Below are 17,751 nucleotides of genomic sequence, written 5' to 3'. Positions count from 1 at the left end.
ACTCCCGACGACGCCCCCGAAGCGAGCAGGGGAACCTTTCGCTCACCCGCCCCGGGATCCTCAGCGGTGTGAGCGTGGGAACCTTCCGCGCACGCCGCTGCCCGGCCACCCGGCCGGTGGCGGCTAGATTCAGCACATGCAGATCGAGCGCGTCGACCTCTACACCGATGGCGCATGCAGCGGGAATCCCGGCCCGGGCGGCTGGGGCGTGGTGCTGCGCTACGGCGACCATGAGCGGGAGCTCTACGGCAAGGATCCGACCACGACCAACAACAAGATGGAGTTGATGGCCGTGATCGAGGGGTTGGCCGCTCTCACCCGGCCGATCCCGGTGGTGCGCGTCTACACCGACAGCACCTACGTGCTCAAGGGCATCACGGAGTGGATGCGCGGTTGGAAGCGCAACGGCTGGATGACCTCGGCGAAGAAACCGGTCAAGAACGCCGATCTGTGGCAGCGGCTGGACTCCGAATGCTCCCGTCACGGCGAGGTGCAGTGGGAGTGGGTCAAGGGCCACGCCGGTCACCCGGAGAACGAACGCGCGGACAAGCTCGCCTGCAAGGGGCGTGACGAGGCGCGTTGATGAAGACGACAAAGCGGGCCGTGCTCGGTGTGAGCACGGCCCGCTTTCGTCGCGTCAGGGATCAGCCCTTGCGCTTGGTGACCTCTTCGGTGAGCTGCGGGGCGACCTTGAACAGGTCACCCACGACGCCGTAGTCGGCGATCTCGAAGATCGGCGCCTCCGGGTCCTTGTTCACCGCGACGATCGTCTTGGACGTCTGCATGCCCGCCCGGTGCTGGATCGCGCCGGAGATGCCCAGCGCGACGTACAGCTGCGGCGAGACCGTCTTACCGGTCTGACCGACCTGGAACTGGTGCGGGTAGTAGCCGGAGTCCACCGCGGCACGCGAGGCACCGACAGCGGCACCCAGCGTGTCGGCGAGCTTCTCCACGACCTCGAACGACTCGGCCGAACCGACACCGCGACCACCGGAGACCACGATGCTGGCCTCGGTGAGCTCGGGACGGTCGCCGGCCTCGGCCGGCTGCCGACCGGTGATCTTGGCGCCGGACGCGGCCGGAACCTCGACCTGCTCGACCGCGGCGGCACCGGAGGCCTGCTCGGCCTCGATGGAGCCGGGCAGAACGGTGACCACCGGGGTGCCCTTGGTGACCTTCGCCTTGGCGTCGTAGGTGCCACCGAACAGCGAGTGCGACGCGACGCCCTCACCGTCGATGTCCACGACCTCCGACAGCAGACCGGTGTCCAGGCGGATCGCCAGGCGACCGGCGATCTCCTTGCCGTCGACCGACGCGGGGACCAGCACGGCCGCCGGGTTCGCCGAACCCGCCAGCGCGGCCAGCACGTCGACCTGCGGCGTCACCAGGTACTCGGCGGCCTCGGCGGACTCGGCCGCGTAGACCTTCGCCGCACCGTAGGAGCCCAGCGCCTCGGACAGCTTGCCCGCGGTGCCCGGCTCGCCGACGACGACCGCCGACGGCTCACCGATGCGACGGGCCGCGGTCAGCAGCTCGTACGTGACCTTCTTGACCTCGCCGTCCACGTGATCGACGAGGACCAGAACCTCAGCCATGAATCAATGCCTCCTCGAAAACCGTGAACGACTCAGAGCAGCTTCTCGCCGGCCAGGAAGTCGGCGACCTGCACGCCGCCCTCTCCCTCGTCGGTGACCTTCACACCGCCGGACTTCGGCGGCTTCGGAGCGGACTCGACGACCTGGGAGCCGGCGTTGGCCAGGCCCACCTCGGAGGCGTCGATCCCCGCGTCGGCCAGCGACAGCGCGCTCACCGGCTTCTTCTTCGCGGCCATGATGCCCTTGAACGACGGGTACCGCGGCTCGTTGATCTTCTCCGTGACCGACACCACGGCCGGCAGACCGGACTCGACGGTCAGGATGCCCGCGTCGGTCTCACGCTCGACCTTCACGCTGGAACCGTCGGTCTCGACCTTGCGCGCGAAGGTCAGCTGCGGCCAGCCCAGCACCTCGGCGATCATGGCCGGCACGGCACCGGAGCGACCGTCGGTCGCCTCGTTGCCCGCGATGACCAGGTCGACACCCTCAACGGTGCCGATGACCTTCGCCAGCGCCTTGGCGGTGGCGGGGGCGTCGGTGCCGTGCAACGCCTCGTCAGAGAGGTGCACCGCCTTGTCCGCACCCATCGACAGCGCCTTGCGGATGGCATCCGTGGCGCGATCCGGGCCCATGCACACGACGGTCACTTCGCCGCCCTGGGCCTCCTTGATCAACAGCGCCTCCTCCACCGCGCGCTCGTTGATCTCATCCAACACGGCATCCGCCGACTCGCGGTCCAACGTGTGATCCGCAGCAGACAGCTTCCGTTCGGAATACGTGTCGGGCACCTGCTTAACCAGGACGACGATGTTCATGGGCCCTCTTCGACCTCCTGCGGACTCAAATGACGCTCGCTGGTCCTCCAGCGGCTCTGCTTGTGGACCCGGCGCTTCTTCCGTCCGGGTTAGGTTGACCTTGCCATGCCCTCAGCTGGAAAGCACAGTGATGCCAACCACCGAGGATGTTACTTGCCAGTAGCCCGGGTGCAACCAGGTCCCACCCGTGACAGTACTCACCTTCGCTCAGCGGGGATGATCGGCCGCAGCAAAAGTGGGGACGGGTCATCCGGAAAGTATGTGAACGAACCTTACGTATTAGTAGCCTGACGGCTATGAGAAGACGCGTCGCCATCGTGACCGATTCGACGGCTTCCGTTCCGCTCGACGTGGCCGACCGGCTGGGAATCTCCATCGTGCAGTTGGAGCTGACCGTCGGCGATGAACAGAACGACGAGCGCCGGGTGCTGCATCCCCAGATGGCCGAGGCAATGCGGAACAACGTCCCGGTCGCCACCAACCCGCCCCCGCCGCCGGCCTTCTACTGGAATTACGCGGACGCCGCGGCTTCCGGCGTCGAGGCGATCATTTCGATCCACATCTCCGAAGGAATGTCCCAAACCTGCCAGTCCGCCCGGATCGCCGCGGCGGAGATCGGCGTGCCGGTCTACGTCGTCGATGCGCGGCTGACCGGGCTCAGCCTCGGCTTCCCGGTGATCGCCGCCGCTGAGGCCGCCGCCTCGGGCGCCACACCGCACGGCGTGATGAACGTCCTGGAGCACCGCCTTCGCAGCACCACGCAGCTGCTCTACGTCGACACCCTGGAGTACCTGCAGCGCGGCGGCCGGATCGGCCGAGCCCAGGCGTGGGTCGGCGAAGCGCTGTCGATCAAGCCGGTGCTGATCATGAAGGACGGCGTGATCGACCAGCTGCACAAGGCCATCGGCCCGGAGCGGGCGCTGCGCAAGGCCGTCGCGACCGCCGTGGAGCGCGCGGGCCGAGGTCCGGTCGACGTGGGCGTGGAGCACTTCGAGGCCGCCGATCGCGCCAAGCAGGTCCTCGACGCGCTGTGCTCGCAGCTGCCGCAGGTCCGCCGGGTCACCCTGGAGGAGACCAGCGCGATCATAGGAGCCCACACGGGCCCCGGGGCGCTCGGAATCGCCGTCTCGCCCGCCAGCTTCTGAGCGACTCCCTCCTCCGCGAAGTCCGGCTCGGGGACCGGACTCGCCGAGCGATCGGGACGACCGCCCTTTTCGCCGATCCCTTTCACGGGACCGCACTTCGCGGTTCTTGCTGATTTTTCCTCAGCCTTCCACCCTTTCGAGCGGTGCGAACGCGCGTTCGATGCCGGATACTCGTTGTTGTCCGGACCGAAAGACTTCACGCGGGCACGAATTCCGCACCATTCCTGGGGGAATCATGAGTGCGACCTGTCACCCGCGCTGCCGCGCGCGCGACAGGCTCTCAATCCTGGAGCTTGTCCATCGCGCGGTGCACGCGCTTGACCGAAACCGGCCGCGGAGTCCCCAAGGACTGCGCGAACAGGCTCACGCGCAGCTCCTCGATCATCCAACCCACGTCGAGCAGGGCATCGCTGGGCGAACGCCCCTGCGGCACCGCGGCCAGCAGATCCCGGTAGCGCTGCCTGACCTCGTCCACCTGGTGCATCCACTCCCGATCGCGCTGCGGCTGGTGCTGCGCCTTGTCCAGCCGCTGCTCGATCGCGCCCAGGTAGCGGACCAGGTCGCGGAGCCGGTCGAAGCCCGTCGCGGTGACGAATCCCGGGTGCAGCAGGCCTTCCAGCTGCCGGCGGATGTCGCCCAGCGACTCCGTCGACATGCCCTTGGGACGGTCGGCGAGCACCGTCTCGACCCGCTGGGCCGCGACCAGCACTCGCTCCACCTCCGCCAGCACCGCCACGGTGTACTCGCCCAGCCCGGCGCGGACCTTCGCCTCCAGCGAGGTGAAGGCGTCGCCGTCCCAGACGGGCCCGCCGTTGTCGGCCATCAGCTTGTCCACGGCGCAGCGCACGCAGTCGTCGAGGACCGAACCCAAGTCGCCGTACTGGCTCCCGCCCAGCACCAAGCGGCTGGTCGCGCTCATGCCGCGCTGGATGGACTTCGCCGGCGACGGCACGTTGAGCAGCAGCAACCGGCGCGTGCCGTTCCACAGCGCGCGCCGCTGCTCCTGCTCGGTGTCGAACATCCGCACCGCGACGCTCTCGCCCTCGTCCACCAACGCCGGGTACGCCTTCACGGCGTGCCCCGAACGCTGCTGGGAGAAGGTGCGCGGCAGCTCGCCGAAGCTCCAGGAACGCAGCCCGCCCTGCTCGATGTCGTCGGCCGCGGCCGAGATCTCCTCGCGCACCTTGGGTTTGAGCCGCAGCTTCAGCGATTCGAGGTCCTTGGACTCGGCGAGCTTGCGCCCGCGACGGCCCACCACGCGGAAGGTCATCTTCAGATGCTCGGGAACCCGCTCCGGATCCCACTCCGCGCGCGGCACCTCGACACCGGTCAGCTGCCGGAGGCTGCGCTGCAACGTCTCCAGCAGCGGCCCGTCGTCGGGTCCCACGCGGGAGAGCACGGCCTTGGCGAAGTCCGGGGCGGGCACGAAGTTGCGCCGGGTCTGCTTCGGCAGCGACTTGAGCAGCGTGGTCACCAGCTCTTCCCGCAGGCCGGGGATCTGCCAGTCGAAGCCCTCGGCGTCGATCTGGTTGAGCACCTGCAGCGGGATGTGCACGGTGACGCCGTCGGCGTCGGCGCCCGGCTCGAACTGGTAGGTCAGGTTCAGCCGGTGCTCACCGTAAACCCACTGGTCCGGGTAGTCCTGGTCGCTGACCTGCGCCGAGCGCTCGTTGATCAGCATCGACTTCTCGAAGTTCAGCAGGTCGGGCTGATCGCGGCGGGTCTTCTTCCACCACGTGTCGAAGTGCCTGCCGGAGACCACCTCGTCGCCGATGCGCTGGTCGTAGAACTCGAACAGCGTCTCGTCGTCGACCAGGATGTCGCGACGACGAGCGCGCTCTTCGAGGCCCTCGACCTCGTCGAGCAGCGCCCGGTTCTGGCGGAAGAACTCGTGCCGGGTGTCCCAATCGCCCTCGACCAACGCGTGCCGGATGAACAGCTCGCGGCTGACCTCGGGATCGATGCGCCCGTAGTTGACCTTGCGATCCACCACCAGCGGCACGCCGTAGAGCGTGACCCGCTCGGTGGCGACCACGGCGGCGCGGTCCTTCTCCCAGTGCGGTTCGCTGTAGTTGCGCTTGACCAGGTGCCCGGCCAGCTGCTCGATCCACTCCGGTTCGACGCGGGCGACGATGCGCGCCCACAGACGGGAGGTCTCCACGAGTTCCGCGGCCATCACCCAGCGCGGCGGCTTCTTGAACAACGACGACCCGGGGAACACCGCGAACCGCGCGTTGCGGGCTCCCTGGTACTCGTTGCCGCCTCGCCCGGGCGGGCCGGAACGCTGCGCGCCGTTGCGCTTCTCGACGTCTTTGAGGCCGACGTGCGAGAGCAGGCCGGCCAGCAGCGACTGGTGGACGCGGGTGGCGTCGGCGGGCTGATCCGCCAGCGTCATCCCCATCGACTTCACCATCTGGCGCAGCTGGCCGAACAGGTCCTGCCACTCGCGCACGCGCAGGTAGTTGAGGAAGTCGTTGCGGCAGAGCTTGCGGAACTGGTTGGAGGACAACTCCTTCTGCTGGGAGCGCAGGTGCTCCCACAGGCGCAGGTAGGAGAGGAAGTCGGATTCGGCTTCCTTGTCGACGAAGCGCGCGTGCTTCTGGTCGGCGGCCTGCTGGTGGTCAGCCGGGCGTTCCCGCGGGTCCTGGATCGACAGCGCGGACACGATGACCAGCACCTCGCGCACGCAGCCGTTGCGCTCGGCCTCCAGCACCATCCGCGCCAGGCGCGGGTCGATGGGCAGCTGGGCGAGACTGCGGCCGATCCGCGTGAGCTTGCGCTCGTCGGTGGACGTGCCGCTCTCCAGCGCGCCGAGTTCGTGAAGCAGGTTGACGCCGTCGGTGATCTGCCTGCGATCCGGCGGTTCCAGGAACGGGAAGGACTCGATCTCACCGAGCCCGAGGGAGGTCATCTGCAGGATCACCGACGCCAGGTGGGTGCGCAGGATCTCCGGGTCGGTGAACTCCGGCCGGGACTCGAAGTCCTCCTCCGAGTACAGCCTTACGCAGATGCCCTCGGAAACCCGGCCGCACCGGCCCTTCCGCTGGTTCGCCGAGGCCTGCGAGATCGGTTCGATCGGCAGCCGCTGCACCTTCGTGCGGAAGCTGTAGCGGGAGATGCGGGCCGTGCCCGGGTCGATGACGTACTTGATGCCGGGAACGGTCAGCGACGTCTCCGCGACGTTGGTGGACAGCACGATCCTGCGCCCGGAGTGGCGTTGGAACACCCGGTGCTGCTCCGCGGCGCTCAACCGCGCGAACAGCGGCACCACCTCGGTGTCGCGGAGCGCGAGCTGCGCCAGCGCGTCGGCGGCGTCGCGGATCTCCCGCTCACCGCTGAGGAACACGAGGATGTCACCGGGGCCTTCGGCGCACAGTTCGCGGACCGCGTCGCAGATGGCCTGCGGCTGGTCGCGGACGTCCGTCGACGGGTCCTCCTCGTCGTCGGAGTCCTCCAGCAGCGGCCGGTAGCGCACCTCGACCGGGTAGGTCCGGCCGGAGACCTCCACGACCGGAGCGTCGTCGAAGTGCCGGGAGAACCGCTCCGGGTCGATCGTCGCCGAGGTGATGATCACCTTGAGGTCGGGGCGGCGCGGCAGCAGCTGCTTGAGGTAACCGAGGATGAAGTCGATGTTGAGGCTGCGCTCGTGCGCCTCGTCGATGATCAGCGTGTCGTACCGGCGCAGCAGTCGGTCGTGCTGGATCTCGGCGAGCAGGATGCCGTCGGTCATCAGCTTGACCAGGGTGTCGTCGCCGGTGCGCTCGGTGAACCGCACCTGGTAGCCGATCGCACCGCCGATCTCGGTGCCCAGCTCCTCGGCGACCCGCTCGGCCACGGTTCGCGCCGCGAGCCTGCGCGGCTGCGTGTGGCCGATGACGCCCTTGATGCCGCGCCCGAGCTCCATGCACATCTTGGGCAGCTGCGTGGTCTTACCCGACCCGGTCTCACCTGCGACGATGACGACCTGGTTGTCCCGGATGGCGGCGAGCAGGTCGTCCCGCCGCTGGCTGACCGGCAAGCTGTCCGGATAGGTGATCTTGGGAGTGCCGTCGCGGCGTCGCTGCACCCGCAGCTCGGCGGTCTCGACGTCGCCGGTGATCTCCGCGGTGACCGACCGCAGCGCCTCGGGATCGCGGATCTTGCGGGCGCCTTCGATGCGTCGACGCAGCCGACGCTGGTCCTGCAGCATCAGCTCGGGCAAACGTTCCCGCAGATCAGCGAGCGGAGATTTCACAGACGACGTACCCATACTCCGCACAAGCATAGAGAAGGCACCTGCGGCGCTGCCTCCCGATTTCGCAGCACTCACAGCAGACGCCCGTTCCGTGACGCCGGTCACGGGTCGGAGGTGCTCAGGTGCGCTCGGCGCGGCACAGGTAGGCCATCCCCTGATCCCCGACCCGGGTGATCACGACGCTGGCTTCCTGCGTCCCCTTGGGTTTGAGCCGGCGCCGCAACGCGTCCGGGTCCACGTCCACACCGCGCACCAGGATCTCCAGCCGACCGACGTCGTGGGTGCGCAGCAGCGCGCGCAGCGCCTTCTCGTTGTACCGGCCGTGGTCGAGCACCCGGAAGGCCCGCACGCCGAGCGGCGGCGCGTCGCCGGTGAGGTAAGCGATGCGCGGATCGAGCTGGACGAGTCCATGACGGGCCGCGTAGTGGCGCACCAGCCCCGCTCGCACCACGGCCCCATCCGGATCGACGATCCATTCGCGCACGTCCTCCGCCGGGCAGTCGTCGGGCTCGGCGTCGGTGATGCTCCAGGCACCGCCATCGGGCCGCAGCACGCTCGCGCGGCGCCGCGCCGTCGGATCGGCCAGCGAGCCGAACCACAACGCGGCCTCCCGGACCTGCCCGCCCAGCGACACCACCTCGGCTTCGACGTCGTCGGGGATCGCGGCGAAGTCCAGGCCGGGAGCGCACTTGACGACCAGGTCGCGCCCGGCGTGGACGGCCATGAGCTCGTCCAGCGGCGGCACCAGGTCGGCGGGGTTCCAGCGGCGCCTGCCGCCTTCGTCCCGGCGCGCGGGGTCGGCGACCACGACGGTGTCCCGGGTGACCGGGCGCAGCGCATCGGCCTCCACCAGCAGCGCCTCGCGACCGGCGGCGGCCAGGTTGTGCTGCGCCATGAGCAACCGGACCCGGTCCAGATCGGAACCCACGCTGCGGTGGGCGACAGCGGCCACGGCGATCAGGTCGGCACCGATCGAGCAGGTCACGTCGTGCACGTCGCGGCCCGCCAGGCGCTGCGCGCGGTGCCGGGCGACGACGCTCGCGGTGGCCTGCTGCAACGCGGAATCGGTGAACAGCCAGTCCCCGCTGTCGTCCAGCTTGGACTCGGCTTTGCGCCGCAACACCGCGGTTTCCAGCGCAGCGGCGGCGAACCGGTCACCGACCTGCCGGCGTGCCGCGGCGACGTCGGTCAGCCGCGACTTGCCGGTCAGCGGCAGGCCGGAGAGCTCGGCGACGGCCTCGCGGCCCGCCGTCGAGCGCAGGAACAGGACGTCCTCGACGTCGAACGAGTACCCCACCCCCGCCCCCTAGGACGAGCCGACCGCGAACGGCCGGCGAGAACCGAGGACTGAGGGGCGGGGTGTGCTCGTCACTGCTGCTTCCGCTGATGAGTGCCGGGTCAGCGCCCGGTGAACTTCGCCTTGCCGGGGCCGTTCTCGATGAACGACTTCATGCCGATCTTCTGGTCCTCGGTCGCGAACGTCCCCGCGAACAGGTGAGTTTCGAGCTTCAGACCGTTGTCCAGGTCGACGTCCAGGCCACCGTCGATCGCGGCCTTCGCCGCCGCCAGGGCTCGCGCCGCACCACCGGTGAACTGCTCCGCCCAGCGCTTCGCCGTCGCGTAGACATCGGCGGACGGCACGATCTCGTCGACCATGCCCAGCGCGAGCGCCTCCTCGGCCTCGACGAACCGGCCGCTGTAGATGATGTCCTTGGCCTTGCTCGGGCCGATCAGCCGCGCCAGCCGCTGCGTGCCGCCGGCACCGGGGATGACGCCGAGCAGGATCTCCGGCTGGCCGACCTTGATGTCGTCCGCCGCGACCCGCCGGTCGCACGACAGCGCCAGCTCGAAACCGCCACCGAGGGCGTAGCCGGTCAGCGCCGCGACCGTGGGCTTCGGGATGGCCGCGACCTGGCTCATCGCGTCCGACAGACCGCGCTGCTCCTTGGCTGCCATGTCCGCGTAGGACATCTCGGCCATCTCCTTGATGTCCGCGCCTGCCGCGAAGACCTTCTCGCCGCCGTAGACGATCACCGCGCGGATGTCGTCGCGCTCAGCGGCCTCGATCGCCACTTCCCGCAGCTCGGTCTCGATCTGCCTGTTCAGCGCGTTCATCTTCGGTCGATCCAGCCGGATCGTGCCGATCGCGCCTTCGACCTCAAGCCTGACGAACTCGCCCACGCAGCAACCTCCTCGTCGAACCACCGCTCGTGCCGCAGGCGAGGCTATCGCGCCCCGCGCCACATCTGCTGTGTCACCGATCTCAACATCGCCGAAGACCTCACCGGCGGTGCAGCAGGTCAGGGCCGGCGGCGGGCGAAGTACCGGTCACCCGCGCGCTGCAGCTCGAGGTTCTGGTCGAAGGTCTTCGAGAGGTTGTCCTCGGTGAGCACGTCGTCGAGCAGCCCCTGGGCGACGATGCCGCCGTCGCGCAGCAGCAGGCAGTGCGTGAAGCCCGGCGGGATCTCCTCGACGTGGTGCGTGACCAGCACCGATGCGGGCGCGTCCGGGTCCATGGCGAGCGTCGACAGGCGGGCGACGAGGTCCTCGCGGCCACCGAGGTCGAGACCGGCTGCGGGCTCGTCGAACAGCAGCAGCTCCGGATCGGTCATCAGCGCGCGGGAGATCATGACCCGCTTGCGCTCGCCCTCCGACAGCGTGCCGAACTCGCGGTCGGCGAGGTGCGCGACGCCGAGCAGTTCGAGCAGCTCAACGGCGCGATCGGTGTCCAGGGCGTCGTACTCCTCGCGCCAGCGGCCGAACACCGAATACCCGGCGCTGACCACGACGTCGCGAACCAGCTCTTCGCCGGGGACGCGGTTGACCAGCGCGCCCGAGCACAGCCCGATCAAGGGCCGGATGTCGAACACGTTGGTCTTGCCGAGCCGCTCGCCGAGGACGTCGACGGTGCCGGTGCTCGGGTGCATCTCCGTGCTGGCCATCTTCAGCAGCGTGGTCTTGCCAGCGCCGTTGGGGCCCAGCACGACCCAGCGCTCGTCGAGCTCCACAGACCAGTTCACGTCGGCCAGCAGCGTCGTCTTGCCCCGCCGGACACCGACGCCATCCATCTGGATGACCAGGTCGTCCACGTCTACCTCCCAGCCGTGACTGACCGCGGCGGCGCCCCGGGCGCGCACTCGGCGTTCGTCTCCGTCCAGGACCGCCACAGGCTCCGGCCGGTCCCCTCTGAGCCCATTGTTCCCGCCGACGCCGCACCCCCTGCGGGCGGGATGCCACTGCCACGCGCCCGATGATCGACCCGCGCGCCTCACGCCGGTCCACATACCGGGAACCCCGCTCAACCACTGGCCCCGGCGACGATCCGGTGCCACGATCTGTGGCGTGTCCGATTCGTTGCTCACCCGCGATCGCGTGATCGACCTGTTCCGGGTCATCGCCTCCGCCTGTCGCTGAAAGCGGTCCGAGAGACCTCCCGCTTCACGCGACTTCATCGCGGCACGACGAATCATCCAGCCACCCCAGCACCTCTCGCAGCAGGGGTGCGCCGTGTCGTGCCGGTGCACACCGCAAGACACCTGGAGACACCGCATGAGCATCACGCAGCCGGAACGGCCGACCGCCCCGCAATCCGAATACACCCCGACCGCACCCGTGCCCGCGCCCGGCGAAGCCGAAGTGCACCCCGCCTTCGACCTGCCGCTGCTGCGGGACCTGATCCGACCCGACCACCTCAACTGGACCCCGCGCGAGCTCCGCGACCTCACCGGCCTGGTGACCAGCGAGCTGACCACGCAGCTGATGAACATCGTGCGCATCGACGAGCAGCAGCGGTGGTGGGCCAAGCTCGGCCTGACCGCGGGAGTCGAACTCTGGCTGCTGTCCTGGGCTCCCGGCCAGGGCACACCGGCCCACGACCACGGCGGTGCGTCGGGATCGTTCTCCGTCCTGTTCGGAGGGTTGCGCGAGGACTACCGCTACGCAGGCGGCCCGGTCCGCACCAAGCACCACGACCTCGGTGACGGCATCGGGTTCGGTGCCGGGCGCGCGCACCAGGTCACCAACGTCAGCTCGGTCAACTCCGCCAGCGTGCACGCCTACTCACCGCCGCTGCTGCCGGTCCGCTACTACGCCGACCTGGCCGAGATCCCCGCTGTTCCTCCGCAACGAAGCGAGGTCGTGTAATGGCGCACATCCCCGAGCCCCGCGAAGAGCCGATCGGTCACGGCCCCTACGGGATCGAGCACCTGCTGGCCGAATCCCGGGAGAAACTAGCCAGGGTCAGCCCGCAGGAAGCCTTCGAGCTCCAGCGCACCGGTGGCCTGATCATCGACATCCGACCGGAATCGGACCGCCTCACCCACGGCGAGATCCCCGGTGCCCTCACCGTGGAACGGATCGTCCTCGAGTGGCGTCTCGACCCGGCAGGCAGCCACCGGCTCGACGGCCTGCGCCCGGAACGCCCGATCGTCCTCGTCTGCAACGAGGGCTACGCCTCCAGCCTCGCCGCCGCCCAAGCCCAGGAACTCGGCCTGACCAAGGCCACCGATCTGGCAGGCGGATTCCGCGCGTGGAAGGAAGCGGGCCTTCCCACCACCGCCGCCGTCGCCTGATCTGCGCAAGGGAACCTTCCTGTCACCGCCCGCCCGGCACGTGACAGGAAGGTTCCCTTGCTCACGTCACGGCCCCGCCCGGCGACCAGGGCGAGCAAAGCGCCTCCTCGGCGGGTGCTGGTCCCGTAGGCTCCGGGCCTTGTGCGAGCGCAGAGCCTTTTGTTCCGCCCATGGGTGTTGGTCACCGTGGTGGGCGCGGTTGTCCTAGCGGCGGTCGAACTGGTCCTCGGCACCGGTTTCGCGGGTGTCGTGGCGGGTTGGTTCGGCGGTGTGGCGGGAGCGATCCTGCTGCCGGTGGCGACGCAGGTCGGCTTGCTGCTCGGGTCGGTGATCTTCGGGTTGCGCGTTCGGCAGGTCGTGTTCGGCGCGATGCGGGAGGTCGCGTCCTTCAAGCGCGGCAGCGTGACCTTCACGTTCCGGACCTTGCCGGTGACGTTGCGGGCGCAGATCGGGCCGTGGCGTTCGCCGGTGATCCTGCGCTGCTGGCTGGCCGGCCTGGTTTCGGCGCTGGTGGGCGTGGCCGCGGTGGCCGCGGCGTGGCTGTGGGTGCCGGGGGCGTTCGGGCGGGGTCTCGCGCTGGCGATGAGCGCGTTCATGCTGGTCAAACTGTGGCCCAAGCGGGTGCCCCTGACGACGTCGACCGGCTGGCTGCTGTTCTCGCTTCCCCGGATGACCGAGCCGGAACGCTCGGACTTCCTGGCCGCCCCGCTGGCGGCGCGCGCCTACGAGGCGTTGCGCGTCGGCGACCTCGACACGGCGCAGGCCCGCGCCGACGAACTCGCGGAGCGGTTTCCCGGCATCAACGCGACGGTGTCGTGCCAGATCGCGGTGCTGGAATCGCGCGGCCTCTACGCACCGGGCGTGCTGCTGCTGTTGAAGTTCCTGTCCGACAACGACGTTCCGCCGCGCAAGATGGCCTACCTGCTGGCGGGATTGGCGGGGCTGGGTTTCAAGGCGGTCGAGTCCGGCCAGATGCCGGCCGACAGCCTGCTCCCGACGGCGAAGAAGGCCCTTCAGGACGCCGTCCAGCTGGGCTATCCCGAGTCCGAGCTCAACGGCACCAACGGGCTGCTGGCCCTGATCGAGGGCGACGCCGACAACGCGGTCCGGTTGGCCACCAGCGGCGCGGACTACAACCACTCACCGCTCTCGCGCGCCGACGACCTCACCACCCTCGCCCGCGCGCACATGGCCCTCCACGACAACGCGTCGGCCCGAACCGCCTTGGCACGCGCCGAGGAACTGGCGCCGTGGTCCCCGCGGGTCACCGAAACCCGCCAGCGCCTGTCCGTGAACTAGGAGCAGGGGAACCTCCCTGCCACGCGAAGTGGCAGGGAGGTTCCCCTGCTGCGTTGTCGCGCGCTGCGTCAGTCGATGGTCAGCACGAGCTTGCCCTGGGTGCGCCCGGTCTCGCCCTGAGCGTGGGCCTTGGCCGCATCGGCCAGCGGGAACGTCCCGGCGATCTCGACGCGCAGCTTGCCCGCCTCGACCAGCTCGCGGACGGCCTGCATCCCGGCCTGGTCGGCTTCGACGAGCATCAGTTCGGCGCGCACGCCCAGCTCGTCGGCTTCCGCGACGAGTTCGTCCCGGTCGTAGGGCAGGATCGAGACGAGGATTCCGCCCTTGCGCAGCACGCGCAGCGAGCGGCTGCGGTAGTCGGCGGCGATCGGGTCGAGGACGACGTCGACATCGCTGACGACCTCGGTGAAGTCGGCCGAGGTGTAGTCGATGAGCTCGTCGACGCCCAGCCCGGTCAAGAACTCGTGCTTGCTCTTGCTCGCGGTGGCGATGACGTGGGCGCCCTTGGCCTTGGCGATCTGCACGGCGAGGTGCCCGACGCCGCCCGCGGCCGCGTGGATCAGGATTCGCTGGCCCGCCTGCAGATCGGCGGTGTCGTTCAGCGCCTGCCACGCGGTCAGCGCGGCGAGCGGGATGGCTCCCGCCTGCACGTGGTCGACCTCGGCCGGCTTGGGGACGAAGGCCCGCGCCGGACCGGTCACGTACTCGGCGTGGGAACCGAGCCCGAACGGATAGGGCAGCATGCCGAAGACCTCGTCGCCCGGCTTGTGCAGGGTCACGCCGGTTCCGATGGCCTCGACGACGCCGGAGACGTCCCAGCCGAGGATGCGCGGGGGCTCGGCGAGGAATCCCTGGCCGGCGCGGTGCTTCCAGTCGGTGGGGTTGACCCCGGCGGCGCGCACGCGGATCAGGACCTCGCTCGGTCCCGGCTGGGGCTTGTCCAGTTGTGCCTCGCGCAGCACCTCGGGACCGCCGTACACGTCCTGGGTGATGGCACGCATGGTTTCACTCATGCCCCCCACCCTGCCTCATCTGCACCTATCTCGAAATGGCAGAAATGACAACATTCGATAGGATCGTGCCATGCATCGCGTGGTCGTGCTGGCGCTGGACGGGGTCTACCCCTTCGAACTGGGCATCCCGCGGCGGGTTTTCGGCAGCTCCGATGGCCGCTACGAGGTCATGACCTGCACTGTCGACGGCGAGCCGGTGCGCAGCAACGCCGACTTCATGATCTCGGTCGAGCACGGGCAGGAGCTGCTGCCCACGGCCGACACCGTGATCATCCCGCCGTTCGACGTGGCTCTGATCTCGCCCGAAATCCCTGATCCGGTGATGCGCGCGCTGGAGGCGATCCGGCCCGGCACGCGGATCGTGTCGATCTGCACCGGCGCGTTCATGCTCGCCGCCGCCGGGCTCCTGGACGGCAGGCCCGCCACCACCCACTGGCTGCTCGCGGACGACTTCCGCCGCCTGTTCCCCGCGGTGAACCTGGATCCGGACGTGCTGTTCATCGAGGACGGGAACGTGCTCACCTCCGCGGGCGCGGCCTCCGGCATCGACGTCTGCCTGCACCTGGTGCGATCCGATCACGGCAGCGAGGTAGCCAACCAGGTGGCACGGCACTGCGTGGTCCCCCCGTTCCGCGACGGCGGCCAGGCCCAGTACATCGAGCAACCCGTGCCCGACCCGGCCGGCCAGGGCACGGCGGCGACCCGGGCATGGGCTCTGGAGTACCTGCACCGGCCGCTGACCGTCGCCGACCTCGCCGAGCACGCGCGGATGACTAACCGCACGTTCGCCCGTCGGTTCCGCGACGAGGTGGGTGCCAGCCCCGGCAAGTGGCTGACGCAGCAGCGTTTGGCCCGCGCGCGGCAGCTGCTGGAGACCACCGATCTGTCGATCGACCAGATCGCCAGCCAGGTCGGGTTCGCCACCGCCGCGTCGCTGCGCCAGCACCTGCACGCGGCGATCGGGGTCGCCCCTCTCGCATACCGGCGCACCTTCCGCGCCGGCGCGGCCGCGGGGTGAGCATGGGAACCTTCCTGCCACCACGAGCGCGGCGGAGTGGGCGAAAGGTTCCCTCGCTCGCGCGGGAGGCTCGGGTCAGTTCGGGTCGGTGAGGCGGCGGACAGCTTCGCGGGAAGCCGAGCGCAGGTCGTCGACCTCGGTCTCGCCGAGGATCAAGCGGCGCAGCTGGGGGACGGCCAGGGGCCAGCTGATCGTGCCGAGGGCCAGCAGGACGAGCATGCCGGGGCCGATGGCCCCGGTGACCTTGCCGTTGTCCTGGGCCCGGCGGACCGCGTCGACCTTGTCGCGGTAGTGCTCGGCGCGTTCGGACTCGGCGGCGACACCGCTGTCACCGCGTTCCAGCGATTCCCACATGAGCAGTCGCAGGACGTGCGGGTTGGCCGAGTGGTAGGCGGCGAGCCGGTCGACGTAGCCGGGGAGGTCCTCGCCGTCGATGGGCACCTCGGCCGCGAGTTCGGCCATCGCGGCTTCCAGGACTGCGGTGAACAGGGCGTCCTTGCTGCCGAAGTAGGCGTAGATCAGCTGCTTGTTGGCCTGGGCCTCCTTGGCGATGCGGTCGACGCGGGCGCCGGCGATGCCGTGTTCGGCGAACTCGGTCGTCGCGGCCTGGAAGATCCGGGCCTTGGTGGCTTCGGCGTTGCGGGACACAGCCGCACTGTACCGCTGTGACCAACCATTCGGTTGACACGAGTTACGGCCGCGGAGAGACTGTAACCAACCAGTTGGTTATACCGTTTCGCCTGCGGAGAGTGGATGACCACCGTCGCCCCCGACACCGGCCGCCTGAGCCGTGCACTGCTGTTCGCCGCTGCGTTGTGCGCCGGTGTCACCGTCGCCAACATCTACCTCGCGCAACCGATCATCGGCCCCGTCGCCGACACCTTCGGCACCTCTCCGCAGACCGCGGGCATCGTGGTGACCGCCGGGATGCTCGGCTACTCCGCCGGCCTGCTGTTCGTCATCCCCCTCGGCGACAGCAGGGATCGGCGCACGATGGTCGGCGCGCTCAGCGTCCTCACCGCGCTCCTGCTGGCGGGAAGTTCTCTCGCACCGTCGTTGCCGGTGCTCGCGGTCCTGACCGGGCTCGCGGCGGTGACGACCGTCGTGCCGCAGATCCTCATCCCGCTGGTCGTGCAACTGGCCGACCCGGCGCAGCGCGGCACCGCCATGTCCTGGGTGCAAGCCGGTTTGATCACCGGGATCATGGGCGCCCGGATCGTGTCCGGCCAGCTCGCCGGGCTGCTGGGCTGGCGCTGGGTCTTCGCCGCGTCAGCAGTGCTCACGCTGGTCGTGGGACTGTGGACGGTTCGCGTGCTGCCGAGCGACGGCGAGCGGAACCCGGTGAGCTACTGGGCGCTGCTGCGCTCGCTGCCCGGCTACCTGCGCCGCGAGCCGGGGCTGCGCCGAGCCTGCCTGCGCCAGGCGGGGAGCTTCGCCGCGTTCAACGCCGTCTGGACCACCCTCGCCCTCGTGCTCACCGCGCCGCCGCACGGCTTCACCGTCGCCGAGGCCGGACTCGTCGGCCTGCTCGGATTGCTCAGCGCCGCGCTGGCGCCCGTGGCCGGGAAGATGGTCGACCGCCGCGGCCCTCGGCTCGTCGGCGCGCTCGGGCTGACCGTGCTCGCCTTCGCCGCCCTCGTGCTGATCCTGGGCACGAACTCGCTGACCGCCCTGCTGCTGGGCACCGCCGCCGTGCCGATCGGCCTGCAGGTCGGCCAAGCCGCCAACCAGAACGCGGCGCTGTCGGTCGACCCCGCCGCCGGTGGGCGCCTGAACACCATCTTCATGCTCTCGACGTTCCTGGCCGGCGCGATCGGCTCGGCCGCGGGCAGCATCACCTACGGCCTCCACGGCTGGCCGGGCGCGTGCGTCACCGCCCTGGTGTTCCTGGCGCTCGGCGGGATCGGGCTGCGGCGGATCCGCTGACCACTAGCTGTACTGACCTGAGAGGTTGGTTACGCGGCTGGCGGGTGGGCCGCCGATGCTGGTGTGGTGGCGGTGATGGTTGTAGCCGTGTAGCCAGCCGGGCAAGGCGGCGCGCCGTTGGGTCTCGGTGCTGTA

General features: G+C 69.7%; 15 protein-coding genes and 1 pseudogene. 7 read left to right on the top strand and 9 right to left on the bottom strand.

The window, feature by feature from the left end:
- Nucleotides 1–136: 136 nt before the first annotated feature.
- Nucleotides 137–583, top strand: a complete 447-nt coding sequence (gene rnhA / locus E1181_RS19215; RefSeq protein ID WP_132676732.1) for a ribonuclease HI — start codon at nucleotides 137–139, stop codon at nucleotides 581–583.
- A 61-nt stretch (nucleotides 584–644) separates the two neighbouring features.
- On the opposite strand, the gene E1181_RS19210 is transcribed toward rnhA, so the two are convergent.
- Both E1181_RS19210 and E1181_RS19205 read right to left on the bottom strand, forming a co-directional pair.
- Nucleotides 645–1,595 (bottom strand): electron transfer flavoprotein subunit alpha/FixB family protein, encoded by a 951-nt coding sequence (locus tag E1181_RS19210; protein ID WP_132676730.1) that lies wholly within the window; start codon nucleotides 1,593–1,595, stop codon nucleotides 645–647.
- Between the two features lie 32 nt (nucleotides 1,596–1,627).
- The gene (locus tag E1181_RS19205; protein ID WP_132676728.1) at nucleotides 1,628–2,410 is read right to left on the bottom strand and encodes an electron transfer flavoprotein subunit beta/FixA family protein; all 783 of its coding nucleotides are present in this window, start codon (nucleotides 2,408–2,410) and stop codon (nucleotides 1,628–1,630) included.
- Nucleotides 2,411–2,706: 296 nt separating this feature from the next.
- On the opposite strand from E1181_RS19205, the gene E1181_RS19200 reads away from it, so the two are divergent.
- The gene (locus E1181_RS19200; protein WP_132676726.1) at nucleotides 2,707–3,555 is read left to right on the top strand and encodes a DegV family protein; all 849 of its coding nucleotides are present in this window, start codon (nucleotides 2,707–2,709) and stop codon (nucleotides 3,553–3,555) included.
- A 280-nt stretch (nucleotides 3,556–3,835) separates the two neighbouring features.
- On the opposite strand, the gene hrpA is transcribed toward E1181_RS19200, so the two are convergent.
- From hrpA to E1181_RS19180, 4 genes are all read right to left on the bottom strand, one after another.
- Nucleotides 3,836–7,744, bottom strand: a complete 3,909-nt coding sequence (gene hrpA / locus E1181_RS19195; protein WP_235876875.1) for an ATP-dependent RNA helicase HrpA — start codon at nucleotides 7,742–7,744, stop codon at nucleotides 3,836–3,838.
- A 163-nt stretch (nucleotides 7,745–7,907) separates the two neighbouring features.
- Nucleotides 7,908–9,086: a THUMP-like domain-containing protein gene (locus tag E1181_RS19190; protein ID WP_132676722.1), complete on the bottom strand. Its 1,179-nt coding sequence runs from the start codon at nucleotides 9,084–9,086 to the stop codon at nucleotides 7,908–7,910.
- Nucleotides 9,087–9,187: 101 nt separating this feature from the next.
- Nucleotides 9,188–9,970, bottom strand: a complete 783-nt coding sequence (locus E1181_RS19185; RefSeq protein WP_132676720.1) for an enoyl-CoA hydratase/isomerase family protein — start codon at nucleotides 9,968–9,970, stop codon at nucleotides 9,188–9,190.
- A gap of 119 nt (nucleotides 9,971–10,089) precedes the next feature.
- Nucleotides 10,090–10,857 carry an ABC transporter ATP-binding protein gene (locus E1181_RS19180; RefSeq protein ID WP_165944679.1) on the bottom strand — a complete coding sequence of 256 codons (768 nt, stop codon included), beginning with the start codon at nucleotides 10,855–10,857 and terminating at the stop codon, nucleotides 10,090–10,092.
- 481 nt (nucleotides 10,858–11,338) lie between these two features.
- Here E1181_RS19180 and E1181_RS19175 point away from each other — a divergent pair, with 481 nt between their 5' ends.
- From E1181_RS19175 to E1181_RS19165, 3 genes are all read left to right on the top strand, one after another.
- The gene (locus E1181_RS19175; RefSeq protein WP_132676716.1) at nucleotides 11,339–11,932 is read left to right on the top strand and encodes a cysteine dioxygenase; all 594 of its coding nucleotides are present in this window, start codon (nucleotides 11,339–11,341) and stop codon (nucleotides 11,930–11,932) included.
- Nucleotides 11,932–12,360, top strand: coding sequence for a rhodanese-like domain-containing protein (locus tag E1181_RS19170; protein WP_132676714.1), 429 nt, complete (start codon nucleotides 11,932–11,934; stop codon nucleotides 12,358–12,360). The genes E1181_RS19175 and E1181_RS19170 overlap by 1 nt, the downstream gene beginning before the upstream one ends.
- Before the next feature lie 174 nt (nucleotides 12,361–12,534).
- Nucleotides 12,535–13,659: a hypothetical protein gene (locus tag E1181_RS19165; protein WP_132676712.1), complete on the top strand. Its 1,125-nt coding sequence runs from the start codon at nucleotides 12,535–12,537 to the stop codon at nucleotides 13,657–13,659.
- A 68-nt stretch (nucleotides 13,660–13,727) separates the two neighbouring features.
- On the opposite strand, the gene E1181_RS19160 is transcribed toward E1181_RS19165, so the two are convergent.
- Complete coding sequence (locus E1181_RS19160; protein ID WP_132676710.1) at nucleotides 13,728–14,672, bottom strand: NADP-dependent oxidoreductase; 945 nt, start codon at nucleotides 14,670–14,672, stop codon at nucleotides 13,728–13,730.
- Nucleotides 14,673–14,742: 70 nt separating this feature from the next.
- Between E1181_RS19160 and E1181_RS19155 the strand changes: the two genes are divergently transcribed.
- Nucleotides 14,743–15,690, top strand: coding sequence for a GlxA family transcriptional regulator (locus E1181_RS19155; RefSeq protein WP_132676708.1), 948 nt, complete (start codon nucleotides 14,743–14,745; stop codon nucleotides 15,688–15,690).
- Nucleotides 15,691–15,765: 75 nt separating this feature from the next.
- On the opposite strand, the gene E1181_RS19150 is transcribed toward E1181_RS19155, so the two are convergent.
- Nucleotides 15,766–16,338, bottom strand: a complete 573-nt coding sequence (locus E1181_RS19150; protein WP_132676706.1) for a TetR family transcriptional regulator — start codon at nucleotides 16,336–16,338, stop codon at nucleotides 15,766–15,768.
- Nucleotides 16,339–16,443: 105 nt separating this feature from the next.
- On the opposite strand from E1181_RS19150, the gene E1181_RS19145 reads away from it, so the two are divergent.
- Nucleotides 16,444–17,616 (top strand): MFS transporter, encoded by a 1,173-nt coding sequence (locus tag E1181_RS19145; RefSeq protein WP_132676704.1) that lies wholly within the window; start codon nucleotides 16,444–16,446, stop codon nucleotides 17,614–17,616.
- Between the two features lie 3 nt (nucleotides 17,617–17,619).
- Here the strand turns inward: E1181_RS19145 and E1181_RS19140 are convergent.
- Nucleotides 17,620–17,751: pseudogene (locus tag E1181_RS19140) on the bottom strand (IS481 family transposase); the annotation flags it as partial.

Origin of the sequence: Saccharopolyspora terrae (assembly GCF_004348435.1) — a bacterium.
GTDB lineage: Bacteria > Actinomycetota > Actinomycetes > Mycobacteriales > Pseudonocardiaceae > Saccharopolyspora > Saccharopolyspora endophytica.
The sequence above is the reverse complement of the archived record's forward strand: the minus strand, read 5'-3'. Positions and strand labels throughout refer to the sequence as shown.